General features: G+C 56.6%; 30 protein-coding genes. All 30 read left to right on the top strand.

Annotated features, from left to right (window positions below):
* Positions 1 to 8 precede the first annotated feature (8 nt).
* Complete coding sequence (gene tuf, locus AC0V6O_RS09325) at positions 9 to 1,199, top strand: elongation factor Tu (protein WP_472639001.1); 1,191 nt, start codon at positions 9 to 11, stop codon at positions 1,197 to 1,199.
* A gap of 324 nt (positions 1,200 to 1,523) precedes the next feature.
* The gene (gene rpsJ, locus AC0V6O_RS09320; protein WP_086436159.1) at positions 1,524 to 1,835 is read left to right on the top strand and encodes a 30S ribosomal protein S10; all 312 of its coding nucleotides are present in this window, start codon (positions 1,524 to 1,526) and stop codon (positions 1,833 to 1,835) included.
* Positions 1,836 to 2,155: 320 nt separating this feature from the next.
* Positions 2,156 to 2,935: a 50S ribosomal protein L3 gene (gene rplC, locus AC0V6O_RS09315; RefSeq protein ID WP_486143457.1), complete on the top strand. Its 780-nt coding sequence runs from the start codon at positions 2,156 to 2,158 to the stop codon at positions 2,933 to 2,935.
* Between the two features lie 4 nt (positions 2,936 to 2,939).
* Positions 2,940 to 3,563 (top strand): 50S ribosomal protein L4, encoded by a 624-nt coding sequence (rplD, locus tag AC0V6O_RS09310; RefSeq protein ID WP_486143455.1) that lies wholly within the window; start codon positions 2,940 to 2,942, stop codon positions 3,561 to 3,563.
* A complete protein-coding gene (locus AC0V6O_RS09305; protein ID WP_472638998.1) occupies positions 3,556 to 3,864 on the top strand; it encodes a 50S ribosomal protein L23 in 309 nt (102 codons plus the stop codon). Before rplD ends, AC0V6O_RS09305 begins: the two co-directional genes overlap by 8 nt.
* A gap of 8 nt (positions 3,865 to 3,872) precedes the next feature.
* Positions 3,873 to 4,709: a 50S ribosomal protein L2 gene (gene rplB / locus AC0V6O_RS09300; protein WP_486139398.1), complete on the top strand. Its 837-nt coding sequence runs from the start codon at positions 3,873 to 3,875 to the stop codon at positions 4,707 to 4,709.
* A gap of 6 nt (positions 4,710 to 4,715) precedes the next feature.
* On the top strand, positions 4,716 to 4,991 hold the full coding sequence (gene rpsS / locus AC0V6O_RS09295) for a 30S ribosomal protein S19 (protein ID WP_472638996.1): 276 nt from the start codon (positions 4,716 to 4,718) through the stop codon (positions 4,989 to 4,991).
* On the top strand, positions 4,991 to 5,368 hold the full coding sequence (gene rplV, locus AC0V6O_RS09290) for a 50S ribosomal protein L22 (protein ID WP_472638995.1): 378 nt from the start codon (positions 4,991 to 4,993) through the stop codon (positions 5,366 to 5,368). The genes rpsS and rplV overlap by 1 nt, the downstream gene beginning before the upstream one ends.
* A 1-nt stretch (position 5,369) precedes the next feature.
* Entirely contained in the window at positions 5,370 to 6,065 is a 696-nt protein-coding gene (rpsC, locus tag AC0V6O_RS09285; protein WP_472638994.1) for a 30S ribosomal protein S3, read from the top strand.
* Positions 6,066 to 6,079: 14 nt separating this feature from the next.
* On the top strand, positions 6,080 to 6,514 hold the full coding sequence (rplP, locus tag AC0V6O_RS09280; RefSeq protein WP_472638993.1) for a 50S ribosomal protein L16: 435 nt from the start codon (positions 6,080 to 6,082) through the stop codon (positions 6,512 to 6,514).
* Positions 6,511 to 6,732 (top strand): 50S ribosomal protein L29, encoded by a 222-nt coding sequence (gene rpmC / locus AC0V6O_RS09275; RefSeq protein WP_472638992.1) that lies wholly within the window; start codon positions 6,511 to 6,513, stop codon positions 6,730 to 6,732. Before rplP ends, rpmC begins: the two co-directional genes overlap by 4 nt.
* A gap of 10 nt (positions 6,733 to 6,742) precedes the next feature.
* Complete coding sequence (gene rpsQ, locus AC0V6O_RS09270) at positions 6,743 to 7,033, top strand: 30S ribosomal protein S17 (protein WP_472638991.1); 291 nt, start codon at positions 6,743 to 6,745, stop codon at positions 7,031 to 7,033.
* Positions 7,034 to 7,116: 83 nt separating this feature from the next.
* Positions 7,117 to 7,485: a 50S ribosomal protein L14 gene (gene rplN / locus AC0V6O_RS09265; RefSeq protein WP_010411138.1), complete on the top strand. Its 369-nt coding sequence runs from the start codon at positions 7,117 to 7,119 to the stop codon at positions 7,483 to 7,485.
* Positions 7,485 to 7,805 carry a 50S ribosomal protein L24 gene (gene rplX / locus AC0V6O_RS09260; RefSeq protein WP_472638990.1) on the top strand — a complete coding sequence of 107 codons (321 nt, stop codon included), beginning with the start codon at positions 7,485 to 7,487 and terminating at the stop codon, positions 7,803 to 7,805. The genes rplN and rplX overlap by 1 nt, the downstream gene beginning before the upstream one ends.
* A complete protein-coding gene (gene rplE / locus AC0V6O_RS09255) occupies positions 7,798 to 8,385 on the top strand; it encodes a 50S ribosomal protein L5 (protein WP_472638989.1) in 588 nt (195 codons plus the stop codon). Before rplX ends, rplE begins: the two co-directional genes overlap by 8 nt.
* 40 nt (positions 8,386 to 8,425) lie before the next feature.
* Entirely contained in the window at positions 8,426 to 8,731 is a 306-nt protein-coding gene (gene rpsN / locus AC0V6O_RS09250) for a 30S ribosomal protein S14 (RefSeq protein ID WP_472638988.1), read from the top strand.
* Between the two features lie 11 nt (positions 8,732 to 8,742).
* The gene (gene rpsH / locus AC0V6O_RS09245; protein ID WP_247158869.1) at positions 8,743 to 9,138 is read left to right on the top strand and encodes a 30S ribosomal protein S8; all 396 of its coding nucleotides are present in this window, start codon (positions 8,743 to 8,745) and stop codon (positions 9,136 to 9,138) included.
* Positions 9,138 to 9,671, top strand: coding sequence for a 50S ribosomal protein L6 (gene rplF, locus AC0V6O_RS09240; RefSeq protein ID WP_472638987.1), 534 nt, complete (start codon positions 9,138 to 9,140; stop codon positions 9,669 to 9,671). Before rpsH ends, rplF begins: the two co-directional genes overlap by 1 nt.
* 1 nt (position 9,672) lies before the next feature.
* A complete protein-coding gene (rplR, locus tag AC0V6O_RS09235) occupies positions 9,673 to 10,017 on the top strand; it encodes a 50S ribosomal protein L18 (protein ID WP_472638986.1) in 345 nt (114 codons plus the stop codon).
* Positions 10,017 to 10,841: a 30S ribosomal protein S5 gene (gene rpsE / locus AC0V6O_RS09230; RefSeq protein ID WP_486143449.1), complete on the top strand. Its 825-nt coding sequence runs from the start codon at positions 10,017 to 10,019 to the stop codon at positions 10,839 to 10,841. The genes rplR and rpsE overlap by 1 nt, the downstream gene beginning before the upstream one ends.
* 5 nt (positions 10,842 to 10,846) lie before the next feature.
* The gene (gene rpmD, locus AC0V6O_RS09225; protein ID WP_472638984.1) at positions 10,847 to 11,032 is read left to right on the top strand and encodes a 50S ribosomal protein L30; all 186 of its coding nucleotides are present in this window, start codon (positions 10,847 to 10,849) and stop codon (positions 11,030 to 11,032) included.
* A 71-nt stretch (positions 11,033 to 11,103) separates the two neighbouring features.
* The gene (gene rplO / locus AC0V6O_RS09220; RefSeq protein ID WP_486143447.1) at positions 11,104 to 11,616 is read left to right on the top strand and encodes a 50S ribosomal protein L15; all 513 of its coding nucleotides are present in this window, start codon (positions 11,104 to 11,106) and stop codon (positions 11,614 to 11,616) included.
* Between the two features lie 165 nt (positions 11,617 to 11,781).
* Positions 11,782 to 13,143: a preprotein translocase subunit SecY gene (secY, locus tag AC0V6O_RS09215; protein WP_486143445.1), complete on the top strand. Its 1,362-nt coding sequence runs from the start codon at positions 11,782 to 11,784 to the stop codon at positions 13,141 to 13,143.
* A gap of 30 nt (positions 13,144 to 13,173) precedes the next feature.
* Positions 13,174 to 13,818, top strand: a complete 645-nt coding sequence (locus tag AC0V6O_RS09210; RefSeq protein WP_472638981.1) for an adenylate kinase — start codon at positions 13,174 to 13,176, stop codon at positions 13,816 to 13,818.
* A 98-nt stretch (positions 13,819 to 13,916) separates the two neighbouring features.
* Positions 13,917 to 14,618 (top strand): SRPBCC family protein, encoded by a 702-nt coding sequence (locus tag AC0V6O_RS09205; RefSeq protein ID WP_486143443.1) that lies wholly within the window; start codon positions 13,917 to 13,919, stop codon positions 14,616 to 14,618.
* A gap of 408 nt (positions 14,619 to 15,026) precedes the next feature.
* On the top strand, positions 15,027 to 15,395 hold the full coding sequence (gene rpsM / locus AC0V6O_RS09200; protein WP_486143441.1) for a 30S ribosomal protein S13: 369 nt from the start codon (positions 15,027 to 15,029) through the stop codon (positions 15,393 to 15,395).
* Positions 15,396 to 15,456: 61 nt separating this feature from the next.
* On the top strand, positions 15,457 to 15,846 hold the full coding sequence (gene rpsK / locus AC0V6O_RS09195; RefSeq protein ID WP_472638980.1) for a 30S ribosomal protein S11: 390 nt from the start codon (positions 15,457 to 15,459) through the stop codon (positions 15,844 to 15,846).
* A 121-nt stretch (positions 15,847 to 15,967) separates the two neighbouring features.
* A complete protein-coding gene (locus tag AC0V6O_RS09190) occupies positions 15,968 to 17,023 on the top strand; it encodes a DNA-directed RNA polymerase subunit alpha (RefSeq protein ID WP_472638979.1) in 1,056 nt (351 codons plus the stop codon).
* 81 nt (positions 17,024 to 17,104) lie between these two features.
* Positions 17,105 to 17,533: a 50S ribosomal protein L17 gene (rplQ, locus tag AC0V6O_RS09185; protein ID WP_472638978.1), complete on the top strand. Its 429-nt coding sequence runs from the start codon at positions 17,105 to 17,107 to the stop codon at positions 17,531 to 17,533.
* 140 nt (positions 17,534 to 17,673) lie between these two features.
* On the top strand, positions 17,674 to 19,107 hold the full coding sequence (locus tag AC0V6O_RS09180) for a serine hydrolase domain-containing protein (RefSeq protein WP_486143438.1): 1,434 nt from the start codon (positions 17,674 to 17,676) through the stop codon (positions 19,105 to 19,107).
* The last annotated feature ends 124 nt before the right edge of the window (positions 19,108 to 19,231 follow it).

The following is a 19,231-nucleotide window of genomic DNA, read 5'->3' as shown; positions in this document are numbered from 1 at the left end:
GACGAGACATGGCGAAGGAAAAATTCGAGCGGAACAAGCCGCACTGCAACATCGGCACCATTGGTCACGTTGACCATGGTAAAACCACCCTGACTGCTGCGATCACCAAAGTGATGGCTGAAGCTTCGGGCGGCGAAGCTGTTGACTTTGCAAACATCGATAAGGCTCCGGAAGAGCGCGAGCGCGGGATCACGATCTCTACCGCTCACGTTGAATACGAAACCGATGCGCGTCACTACGCACACGTCGACTGCCCAGGTCACGCTGACTATGTTAAGAACATGATCACTGGTGCGGCGCAAATGGACGGCGCGATCCTGGTTGTGAACGCAGCCGACGGCCCAATGCCACAAACTCGCGAGCACATCCTGCTTGCGCGCCAGGTTGGTGTTCCGGCTCTGGTTGTTTACATGAACAAGGTTGACCAGGTCGACGACGAGGAAATCCTCGAACTCGTTGAAATGGAAGTTCGTGAGCTGCTCAGCGAGTATGGCTTTGACGGTGACAACATCGCGATCACTAAGGGTTCTGCTCTTGCTGCTCTCGAAGGTCGTGACGATGCAATCGGTTCTGAGTCGATCAAGGCTCTGATGGCGTCTGTTGACGAGCACATCCCACAGCCAGACCGTCCAGTGGATCAGGACTTCCTGATGCCAATCGAGGACGTGTTCTCGATCTCTGGTCGCGGTACTGTTGTGACTGGCCGTGTTGAAACCGGTAAGGTCAATGTCGGTGACGAAGTTGAAATCGTCGGTATCAAGGACACTTCCAAGACAACCGTGACCGGCGTTGAAATGTTCCGCAAGCTGCTCGACTCGGGTGAAGCCGGCGATAACATCGGCGCACTGATCCGCGGCGTTGGCCGTGAAGAAGTTGAGCGTGGTCAGGTTCTTTGTAAGCCTGGCTCGGTTAGCCCGCACACTGAATTCGAAGCGAACGTTTACGTTCTTTCGAAGGACGAGGGTGGCCGTCACACGCCATTCTTCGCGAACTACCGTCCACAGTTCTACTTCCGCACCACCGACGTGACCGGCGAAGTGATCCTCCCAGAGGGCACCGAGATGGTAATGCCGGGTGATGACGTGACGATCAACGTTAAGCTGATCGCTCCAATTGCTATGGACCAAGGTCTCCGCTTCGCGATCCGCGAAGGCGGCCGTACCGTTGGTTCGGGCGTGGTTGCTAAGATCACCAAGTAAGCGTTTCGCGCTTCTTATAAGGTGCAGCGATAAAGAGTGGCCCGGTTCTCTCAGCGAGAGCCGGGTCCTTTTTATGTGAGGTGAGTTGCACGTTAGGCGCGCTCAAATGCATGCTTTTGGAAGGCGGTTTTTTATGACCGCAATTCAGGGGTTGCCACAGGGCGGGTCTCTCCTTATACGCGCCTCCACAGGCCGAGGATCTCGTTCGCGGCAACGCAATTTTATAAGGCCGCCCGTTCCGGGAAACCGGAGATAAGCGGGGCGGGCCTTTTCTTTTTTGAGAGGCGTAAAAACCTCTTTGGCTCTTTCGCATTGGTACAGGTAATGGAAGCTCAGAATATCCGTATTCGCCTTAAGGCGTTCGATCACCGCGTTCTTGACCAGGCAACTGGTGAGATTGCAGAGACAGCACGTCGTACGGGTGCTCTTATTCGTGGCCCCATTCCTATGCCAACGCGCATCGAGAAGTTCACCGTGAACCGCGGCCCGCACATCGACAAAAAGTCACGCGAGCAGTTCGAGGTGCGCACCTTCAAGCGGTTGCTCGATATCGTGCAGCCTAACGCTCAGACCGTCGACGCTTTGATGAAGCTTGACCTGGCTGCTGGTGTGAATGTTGAGATTAAGCTCGCTTAATCTACCGCCCTGCGTTAGTGGGGCGAGGTCTTCGGTACGGACCATCATAAACTGACCGAGAGTTTCGGGGCACTTATGGCCCCGCTAGCATTCTCCCGAAACGGAAAATGCCGGCAAGACATAGGGATACCGCCGGTATTGTCTTTGGACTACGCCGGGTCTGCGTCCCCCGTCTCGCTCAACCGGCCATGTGGCTGCGCGAGCATTCAGCCCGGACGGGGCGATGCATAAAATCTGGGTTGAATGGATCTGTCTGTTTTGGGCGGGTTCGCAAGCACTTTGGGATGGGCCCTGAGTGCCTCTGTTTAGGAGTTTTGACGATGCGCACTGGCGTGATCGCAAAGAAAGTCGGGATGACCCGCCTGTTCCAGGACGATGGGCGTCACGTTCCCGTGACTGTTCTCGCACTGGAAGATTGTCAGGTTGTCTCGCACCGCACCGCAGAGCGTGATGGCTATTTCGCTGTCCAGCTCGGCGCAGGTACTGCGAAACAAAAGAATGTAGCCAAGCCACAGCGTGAGCATTTCGCGAAAGCGGAAGTCGCGCTGAAGAAGCAGGTTGCTGAATTCCGGGTCGAAAACGAAGAGGGCCTTGTCCCTGTTGGTGCTACTATCAGCGCTGATCACTTCCTGGCTGGCCAAAGGGTCGACATCACCGGTCACACTCAGGGTAAAGGCTTTGCTGGCGCCATGAAGCGTTGGGGTTTTGGCGGTTTGCGCGCCACCCACGGTGTTTCGATCTCTCACCGTTCGCACGGTTCGACGGGTAACCGTCAGGATCCGGGCCGCGTGTTTAAGGGTAAGAAGATGGCTGGTCACATGGGTGACCGTCAGCGTACCCAGCAAAACCTCGAAGTTGTCCGTACGGACGCTGAGCATGGTTTGCTCTTCATCAAGGGTTCGGTCCCTGGTTCGAAGAATGGCTGGTTGCTGGTTCGCGACGCTGTGAAGCTTGCAATGCCTGACGATCTTCCATTCCCAGGCGCTGTTATTGAAACCGCCGCACCAGCTGCTGAAGCAGCTGCGCCGGTTGAAGCTGCTGCTGACACCCCTGCTGCTGAGGCCGAAACGCCTGCGGCTGATGAAAACAAGGAGGGCTGAGACCATGAAAGTCAAAGTCCAGAAAATCGACGGGAAGGCTTCGGGCGACATCACTCTCAATGATGATGTGTTCGGTGTAACTCCGCGGGCCGACATTCTGCACCGGGTTGTGACCTGGCAGCTGGAAAATCGCCGTGCGACTGCTCGTCCAACGCGTGAGCGCTCGGATGTGGCTCGCACTGGTAAGAAGTTTGGTGCGCAAAAGGGTTCAGGCGGCGCTCGTCACGGTGCTCGTTCTGCTCCGATCTTCATCGGTGGTGGTAAAGCGCACGGTGCACGCAAGCGTGACTTCAGCCAGTCGCTGAACAAGAAAATTCGCGCACTCGGCCTTAAGATGGCTCTTTCCAGCAAGGCGAAGGACGGCTTGGTCGTTCTCGACAGCCTTGCGATGAAAGAGGCCAAGACGAAGGTGCTCAAAGGGCATCTCGAGAAGGCTGGTTGGGCTGGCAAGGTGCTGGTCATTGACGGTGACAGCATTGACGACGGCTTCAAGAAGGCCGCTGGCAACCTGCCAGGTATCAACGTGATGCCGGCAGCTGGCGCGAATGTTTATGACATTTTGAACCACGACACGCTGGTCCTCACCAAGGATGCGGTCGAAAAGTTGGAGGCGCGCTTCAATGGCTAAAAAGCAAGAAGTTGATGCCCGTCACTATGACGTGATCTTGGCCCCGCACATCACCGAGAAGTCTACGCTTCTTTCGGAGAACAACGCGGTGGTTTTCAAGGTGGCACTTGATGCGACCAAGCCGCAGATCAAAGAAGCGGTTGAAGCGATCTACGACAAGAAGGTCACTTCGGTTAATACCATCGTGACCAAGGGCAAGACCAAGCGCTGGAAGGGTAAACCTTACAAGCGCATCGACGTGAAAAAAGCGATCGTTACCCTCGTTGAGGGTGAAATGATCGATATCACTAGCGGTATCTGAGGCGGATCATGGCACTCAAGAATTATAAACCGACGAGCCCCGCACGCCGCGGCCTCATCCTCGTCGACAAGACCAGCCTCTGGAAGGGCAAGCCGGTCAAGTCGCTCACGGAAGGCAAGCGTAAGTCCGGTGGCCGGAACAACAAAGGTCATGTCACTTCGCGTGGCATCGGCGGCGGTCACAAGCAAAAGTACCGCTTCATCGATTTCAAACGTCGGAAGTGGGATGTTCCTGCGACCGTCGAGCGGATCGAATATGACCCGAACCGTACGGCTTTCATCGCGCTTCTGAAATATGAAGATGGCGAGCAAGCTTACATTCTCTGCCCTCAGCGTCTTGATGTTGGTGCAACGGTTGTGGCTGGCGAGAAGACCGATACGAAGCCTGGCAACGCCATGCTTCTGGGTCAGATGCCGGTTGGTACGATCTGCCACAATGTTGAGATGAAGCCGGGCAAGGGCGGTCAAATCGCTCGCTCTGCTGGTGCTTATGTCCAACTGGTCGGTCGTGACCGCGGCATGGTCATTGCGCGCCTCAACTCTGGTGAGCAGCGTTACCTGCGGGCCGATTGCATGGGTACAGTTGGTGCGGTGTCGAACCCCGACAACCAAAACCAAAACCTGGGCAAGGCTGGTCGCCGCCGCTGGATGGGCATCAAGCCGCTGACGCGCGGTGTCGCTAAGAACCCAGTCGATCACCCCCACGGTGGTGGTGAAGGCCGGACGTCTGGTGGCCGTCACCCGGTTACCCCATGGGGTAAGCCGACCAAGGGTGCCCGCACTCGTAAAAACAAGCAGACGGATAAGATGATTATCCGTTCGCGCCACGCCAAGAAGAAGAGGTAAGACACGATGGCACGTTCCGTCTGGAAAGGTCCTTTCGTCGAGCTCAGCCTTCTGAAGAAGGCGGAGGACGCACAAGAGGCAAACAATACGAAGCCGATCAAAACCTGGTCGCGTCGTTCTACGATTTTGCCACAATTCGTTGGTCTGACGTTCAACGTCTACAATGGCCACAAGTTCATCCCGGTCTCGGTTTCCGAGGAAATGGTCGGGCACAAGCTTGGTGAATTTTCGCCTACGCGGACATTCCCTGGCCACGCTGCCGACAAGAAGGGTAAACGCTAATGGGCAAGGCTAAATCACCGCGCCGTGTTGGCGATAACGAGGCTCTGGCTGTCGGCACGTCCATTCGTGGTTCCGCGCAAAAGCTGAACCTCGTGGCGCAGCAAATTCGCGGCAAGAAGGTCGAAGAGGCTCTCAACATCCTCACCTTCTCGAAGAAGGCTATGGCCAAGGATGCGACGAAAGTTCTCGCATCGGCAATCGCTAACGCGGAAAACAACCACAATCTCGACGTCGACGCGCTCGTCGTTGCTGAGGCTTCGGTCGGTAAAGCGATTACCATGAAGCGGTTCCACACACGTGGCCGTGGTAAATCGACCCGCATCCTGAAGCCATTCAGCAAGCTGCGCATCGTAGTTCGCGAAGAGGAAGAGGCGTAAGATGGGTCAGAAGAGTAATCCGATCGGTCTGCGTCTGCAGATCAACCGTACTTGGGACAGCCGTTGGTACGCCGAAGGGCGTGACTATGCCGGTCTGCTCAAGGAAGATATTGAGATCCGCAAGTTCATCATCAAATCGCTGCCGCAAGCTGCGATTTCCAAGGTGGTGATCGAGCGTCCAGCAAAGCTTTGCCGCATCTCGATCTATGCTGCCCGTCCCGGTGTTATCATCGGTAAGAAGGGTGCGGACATCGAGAAGCTGCGCGCCAAGCTGGCGACGATGACTTCGAGCGAAGTGAAGCTGAACATCGTTGAGATCCGCAAACCGGAAATCGATGCGAAGCTCGTTGCTCAAGGCGTAGCTGATCAGCTCATTCGCCGTGTGGCCTTCCGCCGCGCGATGAAGCGTGCCGTTCAGTCCGCTCTGCGTCTCGGCGCAGAAGGCATCAAGATCACATGTGGTGGCCGTTTGGGCGGAGCAGAGATTGCGCGCGTTGAATGGTACCGTGAAGGCCGTGTGCCGCTGCACACGCTGCGTGCCAACATCGATTATGCCGAAACCGAAGCGCTGACCGCTTACGGGATCATCGGCATCAAGTGCTGGATCTTCAAAGGCGAGATCCTCGCTCATGATCCAACCGCGCAGGATCGCCTGATGATGGAAGCTCAGACTTCCGGCGTCCGGCCGGCTCGCTGAGGTAGGTAGAGACAATGCTGCAACCGAAGAAAACCAAATTTCGCAAGGCCTTTAAGGGCAAGATCAAGGGCGACGCCAAAGGCGGTACGACTTTGAATTTTGGCTCCTATGGTCTGAAGGCCCTTGAGCCTGAGCGGATCACCGCGCGTCAGATCGAAGCGGCTCGCCGTGCGATCACGCGTCACATGCGCCGTCAAGGTCGCCTCTGGATCCGTGTGTTCCCTGATGTGCCAGTGTCCAAGAAGCCTGCCGAAGTTCGTCAGGGTAAGGGCAAGGGCTCCGTTGAATTCTGGGCTGCTCGCGTAAAGCCGGGCCGTATCCTGTTCGAACTCGACGGTGTCCCAGGCAAGATCGCTGCTGAAGCGTTTGAGCGTGCGGCCATGAAGCTGCCAATCAAGACCAAGGTCGTTGCTCGTCTGGGCGACACCTCTCACCTGGGAGGCAAATGATGGCTAAAGGTAGTATCGCTGTCGAAGATCTTCGCACCAAGACCGACGATCAACTCTCCGCTGAGCTCACCGAGTTGAAGCGTGAGCAGTACAATCTGCGGTTCCAGGCTGCGACTAACCAGCTCGAAGCTCCAGCTCGGATCAAGCAAGTGCGCCGCACGATTGCTCAGATCAAGACGCTGCAGAACGAGCGCGCAGCAGCCGCTGCGAAGGCTTAAGGAGTAGACAATGCCAAAACGTATTCTGATCGGCTCTGTCACCTCCGACAAGACCGACAAGACCGTGACCGTGAAGGTCGAACGCAAGGTGAAGCACCCATTGTACGGGAAGATCATCCGCCGTTCGAAGAAGTATCACGCTCACGACGAAAAGAACGAATTTGCCGTTGGTGATGTTGTGCGGATCGAGGAGACGAAACCTATCTCCAAGACCAAGACCTGGATCGTAAAAGACCGGGTTACCGCAGGCGGAACCCAAGCGGTCGAAGCTGATCTCGATGTCGAGGCAGCCGGTAACTGATTGAATTGATCCTCGCTTTGGCGGGGACACGCGTAGGAACTGCCGGACTGGTTTCGGCAAGCCAATGAGAAGGAAACGGATCAATGATCCAGATGCAATCCAATCTCGACGTCGCGGACAACAGCGGCGCAAAACGCGTCCAGTGCATTAAAGTGCTGGGCGGGTCTAAGCGCCGGTTTGCCTCCGTGGGCGACGTGATCGTGGTTTCCGTGAAGGAAGCTCAGCCACGCGCTAAGGTGAAGAAGGGCGATGTCCATCGCGCTGTCATCGTGCGCACGAAGAAGGACGTTCGCCGCCCAGATGGCAGCGTGATCCGCTTCGACAGCAACGCCGCTGTGCTGGTCAACAAGAGCGAAGAGCCAATCGGTACTCGTATCTTTGGCCCAGTGGTCCGCGAACTTCGCGGCCGCGGCTTCATGAAGATCATCAGCCTTGCGCCGGAGGTGCTCTAATGGCCGCTGCTAAGATCAAGAAGGGCGACAGCGTCGTCGTGCTTTCGGGTAAGGACAAGGGCCGCACCGGCACTGTCCAAAAGGTCATGCCGAAAGATGGCAAGATCGTTGTCGAAGGCATCAACGTGGCTGCCCGCCACCGCAAACCAAGCCAGCAAAACCCGCAAGGTGGGATCGATCGCTTCGAAGCGCCGATGAACATCTCCAAGGTTGCACTGGCAGATCCTAAGGATGGCAAGCCAACCCGCGTCCGTTTCGAAGAAAAGGACGGCAAGAAGGTTCGCGTTGCTGTGAAGAGTGGAGAGACCATCGATGGCTGATGCATACACTCCGCGCCTGAAGGCGAAGTATGACGACCAGATCGTCAAGGCGATGACCGAGAAGTTCGGTTATAAGAACCGTCTTGAAGTTCCTAAGATCGCAAAGATCACACTCAACATGGGTGTGGGCGAGGCGAGCCAGGACAAAAAGAAAGTTCAAATCGCAGCTGAAGAGATGACCCTGATTGCCGGCCAAAAGCCAGTGATCACCAAGGCGAAGAAATCAATCGCTCAGTTTAAACTGCGCGAAGGCATGCCAATCGGTTGCAAGGTTACCCTGCGCCGTGACCGTATGTTTGAATTCCTCGACCGTCTGGTCACCGTTGCAATGCCACGCATCCGCGATTTTCGCGGGTTGAACGCCAAGTCGTTCGACGGCCGTGGCAACTACGCAATGGGCCTCAAGGAGCAGATCGTGTTCCCTGAGATCAGCTACGACAAGATCGATAAGGTGCGCGGCATGGATATCATTGTCACCACCACCGCAAAGACTGACGAAGAGGCACGCGAATTGCTGCGTCTGCTCGGCTTCCCTTTCCAGGGTGAAGCCAATCCGTCTGAAGAAAAGGCCGCAGCGTGAGCTGCGTGTCGCAACGACTAGAGAAGAGAGCTTAAGTCCAATGGCGAAACTGAGTTCGATCAATAAGAATGAGCGTCGTAAGAAGCTCGTTAAGAAGTACGCAGACAAGTACGCTAAGCTGAAGGCGATTTCGAAGGACACTTCACTCGACGAGAGTGAACGTCTGGTAGCGCGCTTGAAGATGGCGGAACTCCCGCGCAACGGGAACCCAACGCGGGTTCGCAATCGCTGTGCGACCACCGGCCGCCCACGCGGCTACTACCGCAAGTTCGGCATCAACCGCATTGAATTGCGCAATCTTGGTAACAAGGGTCTGATCCCTGGCCTTACCAAGTCGAGCTGGTGAGGAGCTGATAGATGGCTATGACCGATCCATTGGGTGATATGCTCACCCGCATCCGCAACGGACAGCAGGCAAAGAAGGATTCTGTCCTTTCGCCAGCGTCTAAGCTGCGTGCAAACGTTCTCGAAGTGCTGACCCGTGAAGGCTACATCCGTGGCTATAGCGAAGACGCCTCGGGCAAGCACCCGGCGTTGCGGATTGAGCTGAAATATTTCGAAGGCGAGCCTGCTATCAAGCACGTAAGCCGCGTCTCTAAGCCTGGCCGCCGCGTCTATTCGGGTTCGAAAGAGCTTCCGACTGTACGTAACGGCCTTGGCATCACCATCGTCTCGACACCGCGCGGTGTGCTTTCGGATAATGAAGCACGTGATAGCAACGTCGGCGGCGAAGTGCTGGCGGAGGTGTTCTGATGAGCCGTATTGGCAAAAAAGCTGTCGCCATCCCTAGCGGGGTGACCGCCAGCATCGAGAATGGCACGCTGAGCGTGAAGGGCCCTAAAGGCACTCTCACTCTGGGCCTCTCCGACCTCATTTCCTATAAGGTTGAGGGCGACGAGATCCAGGTGAACCCAGCCAATGACAGCAAGCAAGCACGCTCTTTCTGGGGCATGCAGCGTACGCTGGTTTCAAACTTGGTTGAGGGTGTGACCGAGGGTTTCTCCAAGACGCTTGAGATTTCAGGTGTTGGTTATCGTGCGAAGGCTCAGGGCAAGTCCCTGAAGTTGGAACTCGGTTTCAGCCACGATGTAAACATCGATGTGCCTGAAGGTATCGAAGTGAAGACGCCTGATCAGACCACGGTCGAGATTTCCGGCATCGACAAGCAGGCCGTTGGCCAGCTTGCCGCTGAAATCCGCCGTTGGCGTAAGCCTGAGCCGTATAAGGGCAAGGGTATCAAGTATCGCGGCGAGTATGTCTTCCGCAAGGAAGGGAAGAAGAAGTAAGATGGCTAAGCTTTCCCTGTTTGAACGCCGCCGCCGCCGGGTGCGCACCGCACTGCGGACGCGTGCTGGCGATCGTCCTCGCTTGTCGGTGCACCGCACTGGTCGTCATATCTATGCTCAGATCATCAATGATGCTGATGGTCGCACTGTGGCTGCTGCATCTACTCTGGGCGGCAAGAAGTCTGGCGCAAATGTCGATGCCGCTGCTCAAGTGGGCAAGGATATCGCCGCTGCCGCCAAGAAGGCTGGCGTGACCACTGTCGTGTTTGATCGCGGCGGGTTCCTGTTTCATGGCCGCGTGAAAGCGCTGGCCGATGCCGCTCGCGAAGGCGGGCTGGAGTTCTGATGATGGCTGACGACAAGAAAACTGAAGCGCCTGCTGAAGAGGCCAAGACCGAAGAAACTGCAGCACCTGCAGCGGAAGCGGCTCCGGCTGCTGAAGAAGCGAAAACTGAAGAAGCTGCTGCTGCTCCGGCAGAGGCGGCTCCAGCTGAAGCACCTGCAGAAGCTCCGGCGAAAACCGATGCTCCTCAACAACGCGAAGGCCGCGGTCGTGGCCGTGGCGGCGACAATCGCGGCGGTGGCCGTGGTCGCGGTGGCCGTGACAATCGTCGCGGCAAGCGTGAAGAGGAAGATGACGGCATCATCGAGAAGCTGGTGCACATCAATCGCGTCTCTAAAACGGTGAAGGGTGGTAAGCGTTTTGGCTTTGCTGCGCTCGTCGTTGTGGGTGATGGCGCGGGCCGCGTTGGCTTTGGCCACGGTAAGGCTCGCGAAGTTCCAGAGGCGATCACCAAAGCAACCGCAGCCGCTCGTAAGAAGATGGTCCGCGTTCCGCTCAAAGAAGGCCGCACTCTGCACCATGACGCCAAGGGCCGTTTCGGCGCTGGCAAAGTTACCGTGCGTACGGCACCTCCGGGTACCGGCATCATTGCTGGTGGTCCAATGCGTGCCGTCTTTGAAAGCCTGGGCGTTGCAGACGTTGTGACCAAATCGGTCGGTTCGTCCAACCCCTATAACATGATCCGCGCCACCTTTGACGCGCTGACCAACCAGACTTCACCGAAGTCTGTCGCTCAGCGCCGGGGCAAGAAGGTCGCTGACCTTTTGGGCCGTGGTGGTTCAAGCGAGGTGGAAGCAGAAGCTGAAGCCGCGGCGATTGTGGAGTAAGACCAATGGCTGCTAAGAAAACTATCAAGATCAAACAGATCGGTTCGCCGATCCGTCGCCCCGAAGGTCAGCGTAAGATCCTGATCGGCCTGGGCCTTAACAAGATGCATAAAGTTGTCGAGCGTCAGGATACTCCTGAAGTTCGCGGCGCGGTCGCAAAGATCCCGCATCTGGTTGAAGTGGTTGACTAAAATATTTGAGGCCTCGCTCGGTGCGGGGCCTCACTCTTTCAGCGCGAACAAAAGCGAAAGCGAGTGCACACATGAAACTCAATGACATCCGTGACAATGAAGGCGCCCGTAAAGGACGCATGCGCAAGGGCCGTGGTATCGGTTCTGGCAAAGGCAAAACCGCTGCGCGCGGTCAGAAGGGCCAAAAGAGCCGTTCCGGCGTAGCGATCAAGGGCTTTGAAGGCGGCCAAATGCCGCTTCACATGCGCCTGCCAAAGCGCGGCTTCAACAATCCATTCGGCAAAGATTTTGCAGAGATCAACATTGGCATGGTCCAAAAGTTCATCGATGCAAAAAAGCTCGACGGCAAAAAAGCCATCGACGAAGCGGCTCTGCGTGAAGCAGGCTTGGTTCGCGGCGGCAAAGACGGTGTTCGTTTGCTCGGCAAGGGCGAACTCAAAGCCAAGGTCAAATTCGTCGTTGCTGGTGCGTCTAAGGGCGCAGTAGAAGCGGTTGAAAAGGCCGGCGGCAGCGTCGAAGTTGTTGTAGTGAAGAAGCCTTCGGGCAAGCCGAACCCTGAAAAAGGGGCGGCAAAAAGCAAATAATGCGGGTATTGGTGAGCGAGGGGTTCGACATTCGGCTCCTCGCTCCCTATCTAATCCTTCGTGCATAGACCGGCGAGGGCCGGTTGGTTTGTTTTTCGGGCTTGCTGGACGGCAAGGATACCCAAGGACGGGCTATTAGCCAGACGCTAGGATCGATATTTAGACATGGCATCACGCGCCGATTCAATCGCGAGCAATATGAGCCTCGCCAATTTCTCCAAAGCGACGGAGTTGCGCCAGCGTATCTGGTTCACCATCGGTGCGCTTATTGTCTTTCGCTTTTTGAGCTTTGTTCCGCTTCCGGGCGTGAACACTAGCGCCTTGCAAGACTTGGCCAACCTAACTCAGGGCGGCGTTGTTGACCTCTTCAATGCGTTCTCAGGCGGAGCGCTTGAGCGGATGAGCCTCATCGCGCTTGGTGTTATGCCGTACATCACGGCCTCCATTGTGGTGCAGATGGCCTCGGCCTTGCATCCAACGCTTGCGGCGCTTAAGAAAGAAGGCGCCACTGGGCGTCAGAAACTCAACCAATACACTCGCTATGGCACGGTGTTCCTTTGCGTAATCCAAGGTTATTTCTTGGCAGCAGGACTTGAGAGCTTCGCATCGGCAAATGGTATCACAGCGGTCGTCAACCCGGGATATATGTTCCGCGTCGGCGCCGTCATCAGCCTCGTGGGTGGCACTATGTTCCTGCTGTGGCTGGGTGAGCAAATTACCTCGCGCGGGATCGGTAACGGTGTCTCGCTGATCATTATGGCGGGCATTGTCGCGCAGTTCCCGACCTTCGTGTCCAACATGTTTGAGGGTGGACGGACTGGTTCAATCTCGCTTGGTCTGATCGTTGGTTTCGCGATTATGGTCGTGCTGTTGATCCTGGTGATCTCCTTTGTGGAGCGGGCTCAGCGGCGTTTGCTGATCCAATATCCTAAGCGCGCCACGCAAAATGGTGTGATGCAGGCGGATCGCTCGCACTTGCCGCTTAAACTCAATACCGCTGGTGTTATCCCGCCAATTTTCGCAAGCTCGCTGTTGCTGTTGCCGCTGACGATCACTCAGTTCGCTGGCGCGCCAAGCGGCGAGGAAGGCGCGGGCGGCTTTGCACAGAGCCTGTTGTTCTATCTCCAGCCAGGCGAGTGGATTTACCTCACGCTTTATGCGCTGGGCATCATCTTCTTCTGCTTCTTCTACACCGCGGTTGTGTTCAACCCGGAAGAGACAGCGGACAATCTGAAGAAAAACGGCGGCTTCATTCCTGGCATTCGCCCAGGTAAGCGGACGGCGGACTATCTCGAATATGTCCTGACCCGCATCACCGTGGTCGGCGCGCTCTATCTTGCGGTCGTTTGCGTGCTGCCGGAATATGTCATTCGCCAGACTGGCCTGCCGCTGTTCCTTGGCGGTACCAGCCTGCTGATTGTGGTGAACGTCACAGTCGATACGATCAGCCAAGTGCAGTCGCATTTGCTGGCGCACCAATATGGCGACCTGATCAAAAAGGCGAAGCTTAAGGGCCGTAAGCGCTAATCGGCGCGCGAGCATCTGGGGGATTTTGCGATGAACATCATTCTTCTTGGCCCTCCGGGTGCCGGTAAAGGCACCCAGAGCGCTGGCCTGGTTGAGCGTCACGGAATGGTGCAGCTTTCAACTGGCGACATGTTGCGGGCGGCGGTGAAGGCGGGGACGCCTGTTGGCCTAAAGGCGAAAGCTGTCATGGACGCGGGGGAGCTCGTGTCTGATGAGATTGTGGCCGAACTGATCGATGCTGAACTGGCGGCGATGGATGCGGGCACTGGCGCTATCTTCGATGGCTACCCACGCACGGCATCGCAGGCTGAAACGCTTGACGCTATTCTGAGCAAACACAATCGCACGCTCGACCATGTGATTGAACTGGGCGTAGATGTTGATGCTCTGGTGGACCGGATTACAGGCCGTTTCTCGTGTGCCAATTGTGGTGCTCTTTACCACGACACCGCTAACCCGCCCACGAAAGAAGGGGTGTGCGACACCTGTGGCCACACAGAATTCAAACGCCGTCCCGACGACAATGAAGAAACCGTACGCACCCGGATGGCGGTGTATCGCGGTGAGACCGCACCAATCCTGCCGGGCTATGAAGCGCGCGGCATCGTGACACGGGTTGATGGCATGGCGGGTATCACCGATGTCGCCAATGCGATTGACGCGGTGCTCGTTTAAGCGAGCAATTGCCGGGGCAGGGGACTAACTCTGCTCTTTCGTGCAGTATCGGCATCGCCTAAACCGCTTCGCACAGAGATGCGAAGAGGACGATTGTGATGCGCGTAGTTTTGGCTGGTTTGGCAGCTTTTATGGTGGCTCAGCCGGTTGCCGCTGAAGTGGTTTCGACCAGCGAGAATGGCTTTGTAACTCGCGACGAGGCGGTGGTGGAAGCCAATCCCAAAGCGGTATGGCTGGCGCTGATCTCGCCTGGGCGCTGGTGGAATTCCTCGCACACTTGGTCTGGCGATTCTGCGAACCTTACCATCACGCCGCAAGCGGGCGGATGCTTTTGCGAGCGCATTCCCGAAGATCCCGATCCGGAAAAGATCACGCTCGAGGGCAGCGTTGAGCACATGCGCGTGATCCAGGCCTACCCAGAACGTGCGTTGAGAATGCAAGGGGCACTGGGCCCGCTGCAAAGCGAGCCGGTTACCGGCATTCTGACCGTCGCGATCAGCGAGGTCGATGAAGGCACTAAGATCGTCTGGGAATATAATGTTGGCGGCTCCATGCGCTATAAGGTCGGTGAGATCTCGGCTGCGGTTGGCGGGGTTATGACCCAGCAATTGTCGGGCCTGGCACAAAGCCTTGGCATGGTTTCTGGCCCGGCCTCTGTCAGCGATGATGCCGATGAGGCGGACGAGGAAGAGGGCGCGGCAGAAAGCCCAGAAGGCGAAGCAGGCGAGGGCGGCAGCGCGATTGGTGATGACTTTCTCGACGGTGTCGAAGGCACCAGCGAAGGTGAAGGCGGCAATTGAGGTGGGCGGGAAGACTAGTTTTCCCGCAGGTTTTCTGGCCCAGTTTTGACCTTGCTCGCGCGTCGCGCTAAATTGCGAAGCATCACAAGTGGGCAAAGCGAGCAATCTCGCGTAATTTTGCCGCTAAACTGTTCCATCGGACGAACTATTTTGTCCGATTGTCGCGCTATGATTTGCTAGCGGTTGACGTGCTGCGCAGAATCGTCTTAAGCGCGCCCTTCATTCGAGATTTTCGAACCGAGTCCGGCAGGTAGCCTTGTTGATTGGATGCCAACCGGGCTTTTTGCCGTTTAATCGGTTTTGGCATTTGTCAGATCGGTTAAGCGGTGGCGTAAATCTCTGGTGAAGCGTTGAGATAGGGGTGGGTTGCATGTCGCGCTCATGTCCCTGTGGAGCATGGAGAATTAAGTGGCTCGTATTGCTGGGGTGAACATCCCTACAAATAAGCGTGTTATTATCGCGCTTACCTATATTCACGGGATTGGTCGCACGACCGCCGTGAAAATCGCTGACAAGCTTGGCATTGATCACGCTGCACGTGTGCAAGACCTTTCTGATGAAGAAGTTCTGCGCATTCGTGAGACGATTGACGCTGATCACACCGTCGAAGGCGATCTGCGTCGCAACACCGCGATGAACATTAAGCGCCTGATGGACCTTCGGTCTTATCGCGGCCTGCGTCATCGTAATGGATTGCCTGTGCGCGGTCAGCGCACTCACACCAATGCCCGCACCCGCAAGGGTAAGGCCAAGCCGATCGCCGGCAAGAAGAAGTAAGCCTTGTTTGGGGCTTCCCAAGCAAGCTTTTACCTTCTGACGAGTTAAAGGATTTAGCCACATGGCACGCGAACCTGGTCGGGTTAAGAAACGCGACAAAAAGAATATCAGCAGCGGTGTTGCCCACATCAACGCCAGCTTTAACAACACGATGATCACCATCACCGATGCACAAGGCAATGCGATCAGCTGGTCCAGTGCAGGCATGATGGGCTTCAAAGGCAGCCGTAAATCGACGCCTTATGCAGCCCAGGTTGCCGCCGATGATGCTGGCAAAAAAGCCGCAGAGCATGGTGTGCGCACTTTGGAAGTCGAAGTGAAGGGCCCTGGCTCTGGCCGTGAGAGCGCATTGCGCGGTCTTGCAGCCGTTGGCTTTAACATCACATCTATCCGCGATGTGACGCCTATCCCGCATAACGGCGTTCGTCCGTCTAAGCGGCGCCGCGTCTAAACCGTCCCAGTTCGGTGGTCCCGGTGGCCATCGCAACGATCCGGCGGCCAAAGCGCAGTTCGCGAAAGCGCCAAGGCCCGCCGATAATTTGAACCGCTGCATAGCGAATTAGGGGAAATCCATGTCCGTCAATACGAAGAACTGGCAGGAACTTAAGAAACCCAACGCTCTCGAAATCAAGGAAGGCGGCGATAAGTCTCGCAAGACGACATTCGTTGCTGAGCCGCTTGAGCGCGGCTTTGGTCTGACACTCGGCAATGCGTTGCGCCGGGTGCTGTTGTCCTCATTGCAGGGCGCAGCGATCACCTCGATCAAGATTGAAAACGTACTGCACGAATTCTCGTCGCTCGCCGGTGTGCGTGAAGATGTGACCGACATCGTGCTGAATGCAAAGCAAATCTCTTTGAAGATGGAAGGCGAAGGCGCGAAACGTCTGCAGCTTTCTGCGACTGGTCCAGCTGAAGTCACCGCCGGTGACATCGCTGTGTCTGGCGATATCGAAGTGATGAACAAGGACCTGGTCCTGTGTCACTTGGACGAAGGCGCGACGCTCAATATGGAGCTGACCGCTGACGTGGGCAAAGGCTACACGCCTGCTGTTCAGAACCGTCCGGTTGATGCGCCGATTGGCCTGATCCCGATTGACTCGCTGTATTCGCCAGTCCGTCAGGTCAGCTACAAGGTTGAAAACGCCCGCGTTGGTCAAGAGCTTGACTATGACAAGCTCAGCCTCACGGTTGAGACCGATGGCACTGTGACCCCAGAAGATGCCGTGGCCTATGCCGCTCGCATTCTTCAGGATCAGCTGACCCTGTTCGTCCACTTCGAAGATGGCATTCCGCAGCCGCAAAGCGCAATGATCGGCCAAGCCGCTCAGCCGCAAGAAGACGATGCGAACCAGCTCAACCGTTACCTTCTCAAGAAGGTCGACGAGCTGGAACTGTCGGTTCGCTCTGCCAACTGCCTCAAGAACGACAACATCATCTACATCGGTGATCTGGTTCAAAAAACCGAAGCCGAGATGCTGCGCACGCCAAACTTTGGCCGCAAGTCGCTCAATGAGATCAAAGAAGTTCTCTCCAGCATGGGTCTGCGCCTCGGCATGGACATTCCAGGCTGGCCACCAGAGAACATCGAAGAAATGGCCAAGAAGCTCGAACAAGAGCTGCTGGGCTAATCAGGTTCCGGCGGCGCACCTTAAGCGCCGCCAGTACCGGGCTACCTAATACGGGCCCCTTACAAACGAAGGATATGAATTATGCGTCACGGAATTTCACAGCGTAAGCTGAGCCGTAAGTCGGGCCACCGTAAGGCTCTGTTCCGCAACATGGCAGCGGCTCTGATCAAGCACGAGCAGATCCAGACAACTCTGCCAAAGGCGAAAGAACTGCGTCCGTATGTTGAGAAGCTGATCACGCTGGCGAAGCGTGGCGGCCTGTCAAACCGCCGTTTGGCTCAATCGCGTTTGCTGGACGAGACCCAGCTGAAGAAGCTGTTTGACGTTTTGGCTGAGCGTTACAGCGACCGCGATGGTGGCTACACCCGCGTGATCAAGGCTGGCTACCGCGCCAGCGACAGCGCGCAGCTCGCGATCATCGAACTGGTTGAGCGCGATCCAGAGGCCAAGGGCCAAGACAGCGGTCCGGTTATGTCGGATGAATATGATGAAGAAGAAGCAATGGCGTAAGCCGAGCTTTGATCTAGGGGCCGGGTGGCTCCGGTACGCAAACAAACGAATGGGCTGGTGGAGAGATCCACCGGCCCTTTTTGTTACGCGCGGCGGTTGCATGGCTTTTCTTTTGAGGCGCTGCGACTAGAGTCAGTGCCATGAATACTACACTCGTTGCCGCCGCAGGCGCGGCTCTCGCACTCACGGCTATCACCTCGGCTCCGGCAGCCGCACAATCGGCGCAGGAGCGCTTGGATGCGCGCTATGATCGCGCGCTTGCGGCGGGGTACAAGGCGCTGATGCTATGCAGCGCGATTGCGAACGCAGAGGCCAATGGAAGCAAACGGACAGTTGATAGCGTTCATGAGCTGGAGTTAGCCGGGATCCAAGCACCTCTAGATACGATTGTGCAAGAGTTGGACTATGAAATCGTGCGTCATGAAAATGGTCAATTCAACTTCGTGTCTGTGACATGGGGGCAGGGCGTGGAAGAACGTCACGCGCAATTCACGGAAGGTAGGGGATGTGTAGGTCTTCCGCTGGGTAGCGCGGCTCCGACACAGATCGTTGTTGAGCAAGACCATGCAGATCGTTCGTCACGGGATCAGGCGAAATTTGTAGGGCCTAGATTGGCGGCCAAAGTGGGGGAACCGAACTCAAGTGCTGAACTCGCGGCAAACCTTTCCGCCCCGTTTGGCGCTGCGTTTGAGCAAACTTATGGAGCAAGGTCACGAACCACTGCTGTTTTGGTAAAGCGCGGCAATGCCGTTGCTGAGCAATATGTTGCGGGCTTTGATGCTTTGACCCCTCAACGTACGTGGTCAGTTGCCAAGAGCATTGCTTCCACCCTGATTGGCGCCGCGGTACAACGCGGGCAAGCGGATGTGAGCGCTTCTGCGGGGCTTGGTGTGAACAGTAATGATCCACGCCGAGGGATTACCATTGATCACGCCCTCCGCATGGCTTCGGGTCGGTATTCGGACACGGCCGGGAACCGCACCGATCCGCTTTATTGGGGTGGGACAACTGTTGATGAGCGCGCGCAAAACTGGCCGCTGCTTGCCAAGCCAAATACCGTTTATCGCTACGCCAACAACGATACTTTGGCCGCTGTGAAGGCGATTGAAGGAACGTTTAAAGCGCATCCACCAGCAGAACTCTTCGCTAAACTCGGCATGAGCCACTCCGTTGCCGAGACCGACTGGCAAGGCAACTACGTCCTTTCTAGCCAAGCGTGGACGACAGCGCGCGATCTGGCCAAGCTGGGCCAGCTCTATCTGAACGATGGTGTGTGGAACGGCGAACGCCTGTTGCCAGAAAACTGGCGCGAATACGTCTCTGACCCATCCGGTCCGCAGCCGGAGGGCACAGACTGGGGCTATGGCGCAGGTTGGTGGACCTTCCGCCGGCCAGAGGGCAATGCATTTGAGGGCATTCCTGACGACGCCTTCGCCGCGCGAGGCAATCGCGGGCAATATGTCGTCGTCGTGCCAAGCCGCAATGTCGTGATCGTGCGCCGGGGCGAGGATATGGTCGGCACGCGCTTCGATATTGCCGCTTTTACCCGCGATGTGTTGGCTCAATTGGATTGATCCACCGAGTGTAGAAAATGCGTTGTTCAGATAAATAGCTATAAACCTGAACAATCGCTGCAAAGGTCAGTCAGGCTTAGACAATAGCGAATCATCCATAAGGGGTTTGTAGCCGGGACACCCC

Source organism: Erythrobacter sp. JB2-19, assembly GCF_057365005.1.
Note: the sequence above shows the minus strand (reverse complement) of the source record. Positions and strands in the feature narration are given on the sequence as shown.

Excerpts from the sequence above, each read along its gene's own strand:
- AC0V6O_RS09210 (WP_472638981.1), top strand. The coding sequence starts at position 13,174 with ATGAACATCATTCTTCTTGGCCCTCCGGGTGCCGGTAAAGGCACCCAG.
- AC0V6O_RS09190 (WP_472638979.1), top strand. The coding sequence starts at position 15,968 with ATGTCCGTCAATACGAAGAACTGGCAGGAACTTAAGAAACCCAACGCT.
- rplN (WP_010411138.1), top strand. The coding sequence starts at position 7,117 with ATGATCCAGATGCAATCCAATCTCGACGTCGCGGACAACAGCGGCGCA.
- rplF (WP_472638987.1), top strand. The coding sequence starts at position 9,138 with ATGAGCCGTATTGGCAAAAAAGCTGTCGCCATCCCTAGCGGGGTGACC.
- rpmC (WP_472638992.1), top strand. The coding sequence starts at position 6,511 with ATGATGGCTAAAGGTAGTATCGCTGTCGAAGATCTTCGCACCAAGACC.
- rplO (WP_486143447.1), top strand. The coding sequence starts at position 11,104 with ATGAAACTCAATGACATCCGTGACAATGAAGGCGCCCGTAAAGGACGC.
- rpsK (WP_472638980.1), top strand. The coding sequence starts at position 15,457 with ATGGCACGCGAACCTGGTCGGGTTAAGAAACGCGACAAAAAGAATATC.
- tuf (WP_472639001.1), top strand. The coding sequence starts at position 9 with ATGGCGAAGGAAAAATTCGAGCGGAACAAGCCGCACTGCAACATCGGC.
- rplQ (WP_472638978.1), top strand. The coding sequence starts at position 17,105 with ATGCGTCACGGAATTTCACAGCGTAAGCTGAGCCGTAAGTCGGGCCAC.
- rplC (WP_486143457.1), top strand. The coding sequence starts at position 2,156 with ATGCGCACTGGCGTGATCGCAAAGAAAGTCGGGATGACCCGCCTGTTC.
- AC0V6O_RS09205 (WP_486143443.1), top strand. The coding sequence starts at position 13,917 with ATGCGCGTAGTTTTGGCTGGTTTGGCAGCTTTTATGGTGGCTCAGCCG.
- rplX (WP_472638990.1), top strand. The coding sequence starts at position 7,485 with ATGGCCGCTGCTAAGATCAAGAAGGGCGACAGCGTCGTCGTGCTTTCG.
- AC0V6O_RS09305 (WP_472638998.1), top strand. The coding sequence starts at position 3,556 with ATGGCTAAAAAGCAAGAAGTTGATGCCCGTCACTATGACGTGATCTTG.
- rpsC (WP_472638994.1), top strand. The coding sequence starts at position 5,370 with ATGGGTCAGAAGAGTAATCCGATCGGTCTGCGTCTGCAGATCAACCGT.
- rplE (WP_472638989.1), top strand. The coding sequence starts at position 7,798 with ATGGCTGATGCATACACTCCGCGCCTGAAGGCGAAGTATGACGACCAG.
- rplR (WP_472638986.1), top strand. The coding sequence starts at position 9,673 with ATGGCTAAGCTTTCCCTGTTTGAACGCCGCCGCCGCCGGGTGCGCACC.
- rplB (WP_486139398.1), top strand. The coding sequence starts at position 3,873 with ATGGCACTCAAGAATTATAAACCGACGAGCCCCGCACGCCGCGGCCTC.
- rplP (WP_472638993.1), top strand. The coding sequence starts at position 6,080 with ATGCTGCAACCGAAGAAAACCAAATTTCGCAAGGCCTTTAAGGGCAAG.
- rpsJ (WP_086436159.1), top strand. The coding sequence starts at position 1,524 with ATGGAAGCTCAGAATATCCGTATTCGCCTTAAGGCGTTCGATCACCGC.
- rpsH (WP_247158869.1), top strand. The coding sequence starts at position 8,743 with ATGGCTATGACCGATCCATTGGGTGATATGCTCACCCGCATCCGCAAC.
- rpsQ (WP_472638991.1), top strand. The coding sequence starts at position 6,743 with ATGCCAAAACGTATTCTGATCGGCTCTGTCACCTCCGACAAGACCGAC.
- rpsN (WP_472638988.1), top strand. The coding sequence starts at position 8,426 with ATGGCGAAACTGAGTTCGATCAATAAGAATGAGCGTCGTAAGAAGCTC.
- rpsE (WP_486143449.1), top strand. The coding sequence starts at position 10,017 with ATGATGGCTGACGACAAGAAAACTGAAGCGCCTGCTGAAGAGGCCAAG.
- rplV (WP_472638995.1), top strand. The coding sequence starts at position 4,991 with ATGGGCAAGGCTAAATCACCGCGCCGTGTTGGCGATAACGAGGCTCTG.
- AC0V6O_RS09180 (WP_486143438.1), top strand. The coding sequence starts at position 17,674 with ATGAATACTACACTCGTTGCCGCCGCAGGCGCGGCTCTCGCACTCACG.
- rpmD (WP_472638984.1), top strand. The coding sequence starts at position 10,847 with ATGGCTGCTAAGAAAACTATCAAGATCAAACAGATCGGTTCGCCGATC.
- rplD (WP_486143455.1), top strand. The coding sequence starts at position 2,940 with ATGAAAGTCAAAGTCCAGAAAATCGACGGGAAGGCTTCGGGCGACATC.
- secY (WP_486143445.1), top strand. The coding sequence starts at position 11,782 with ATGGCATCACGCGCCGATTCAATCGCGAGCAATATGAGCCTCGCCAAT.
- rpsS (WP_472638996.1), top strand. The coding sequence starts at position 4,716 with ATGGCACGTTCCGTCTGGAAAGGTCCTTTCGTCGAGCTCAGCCTTCTG.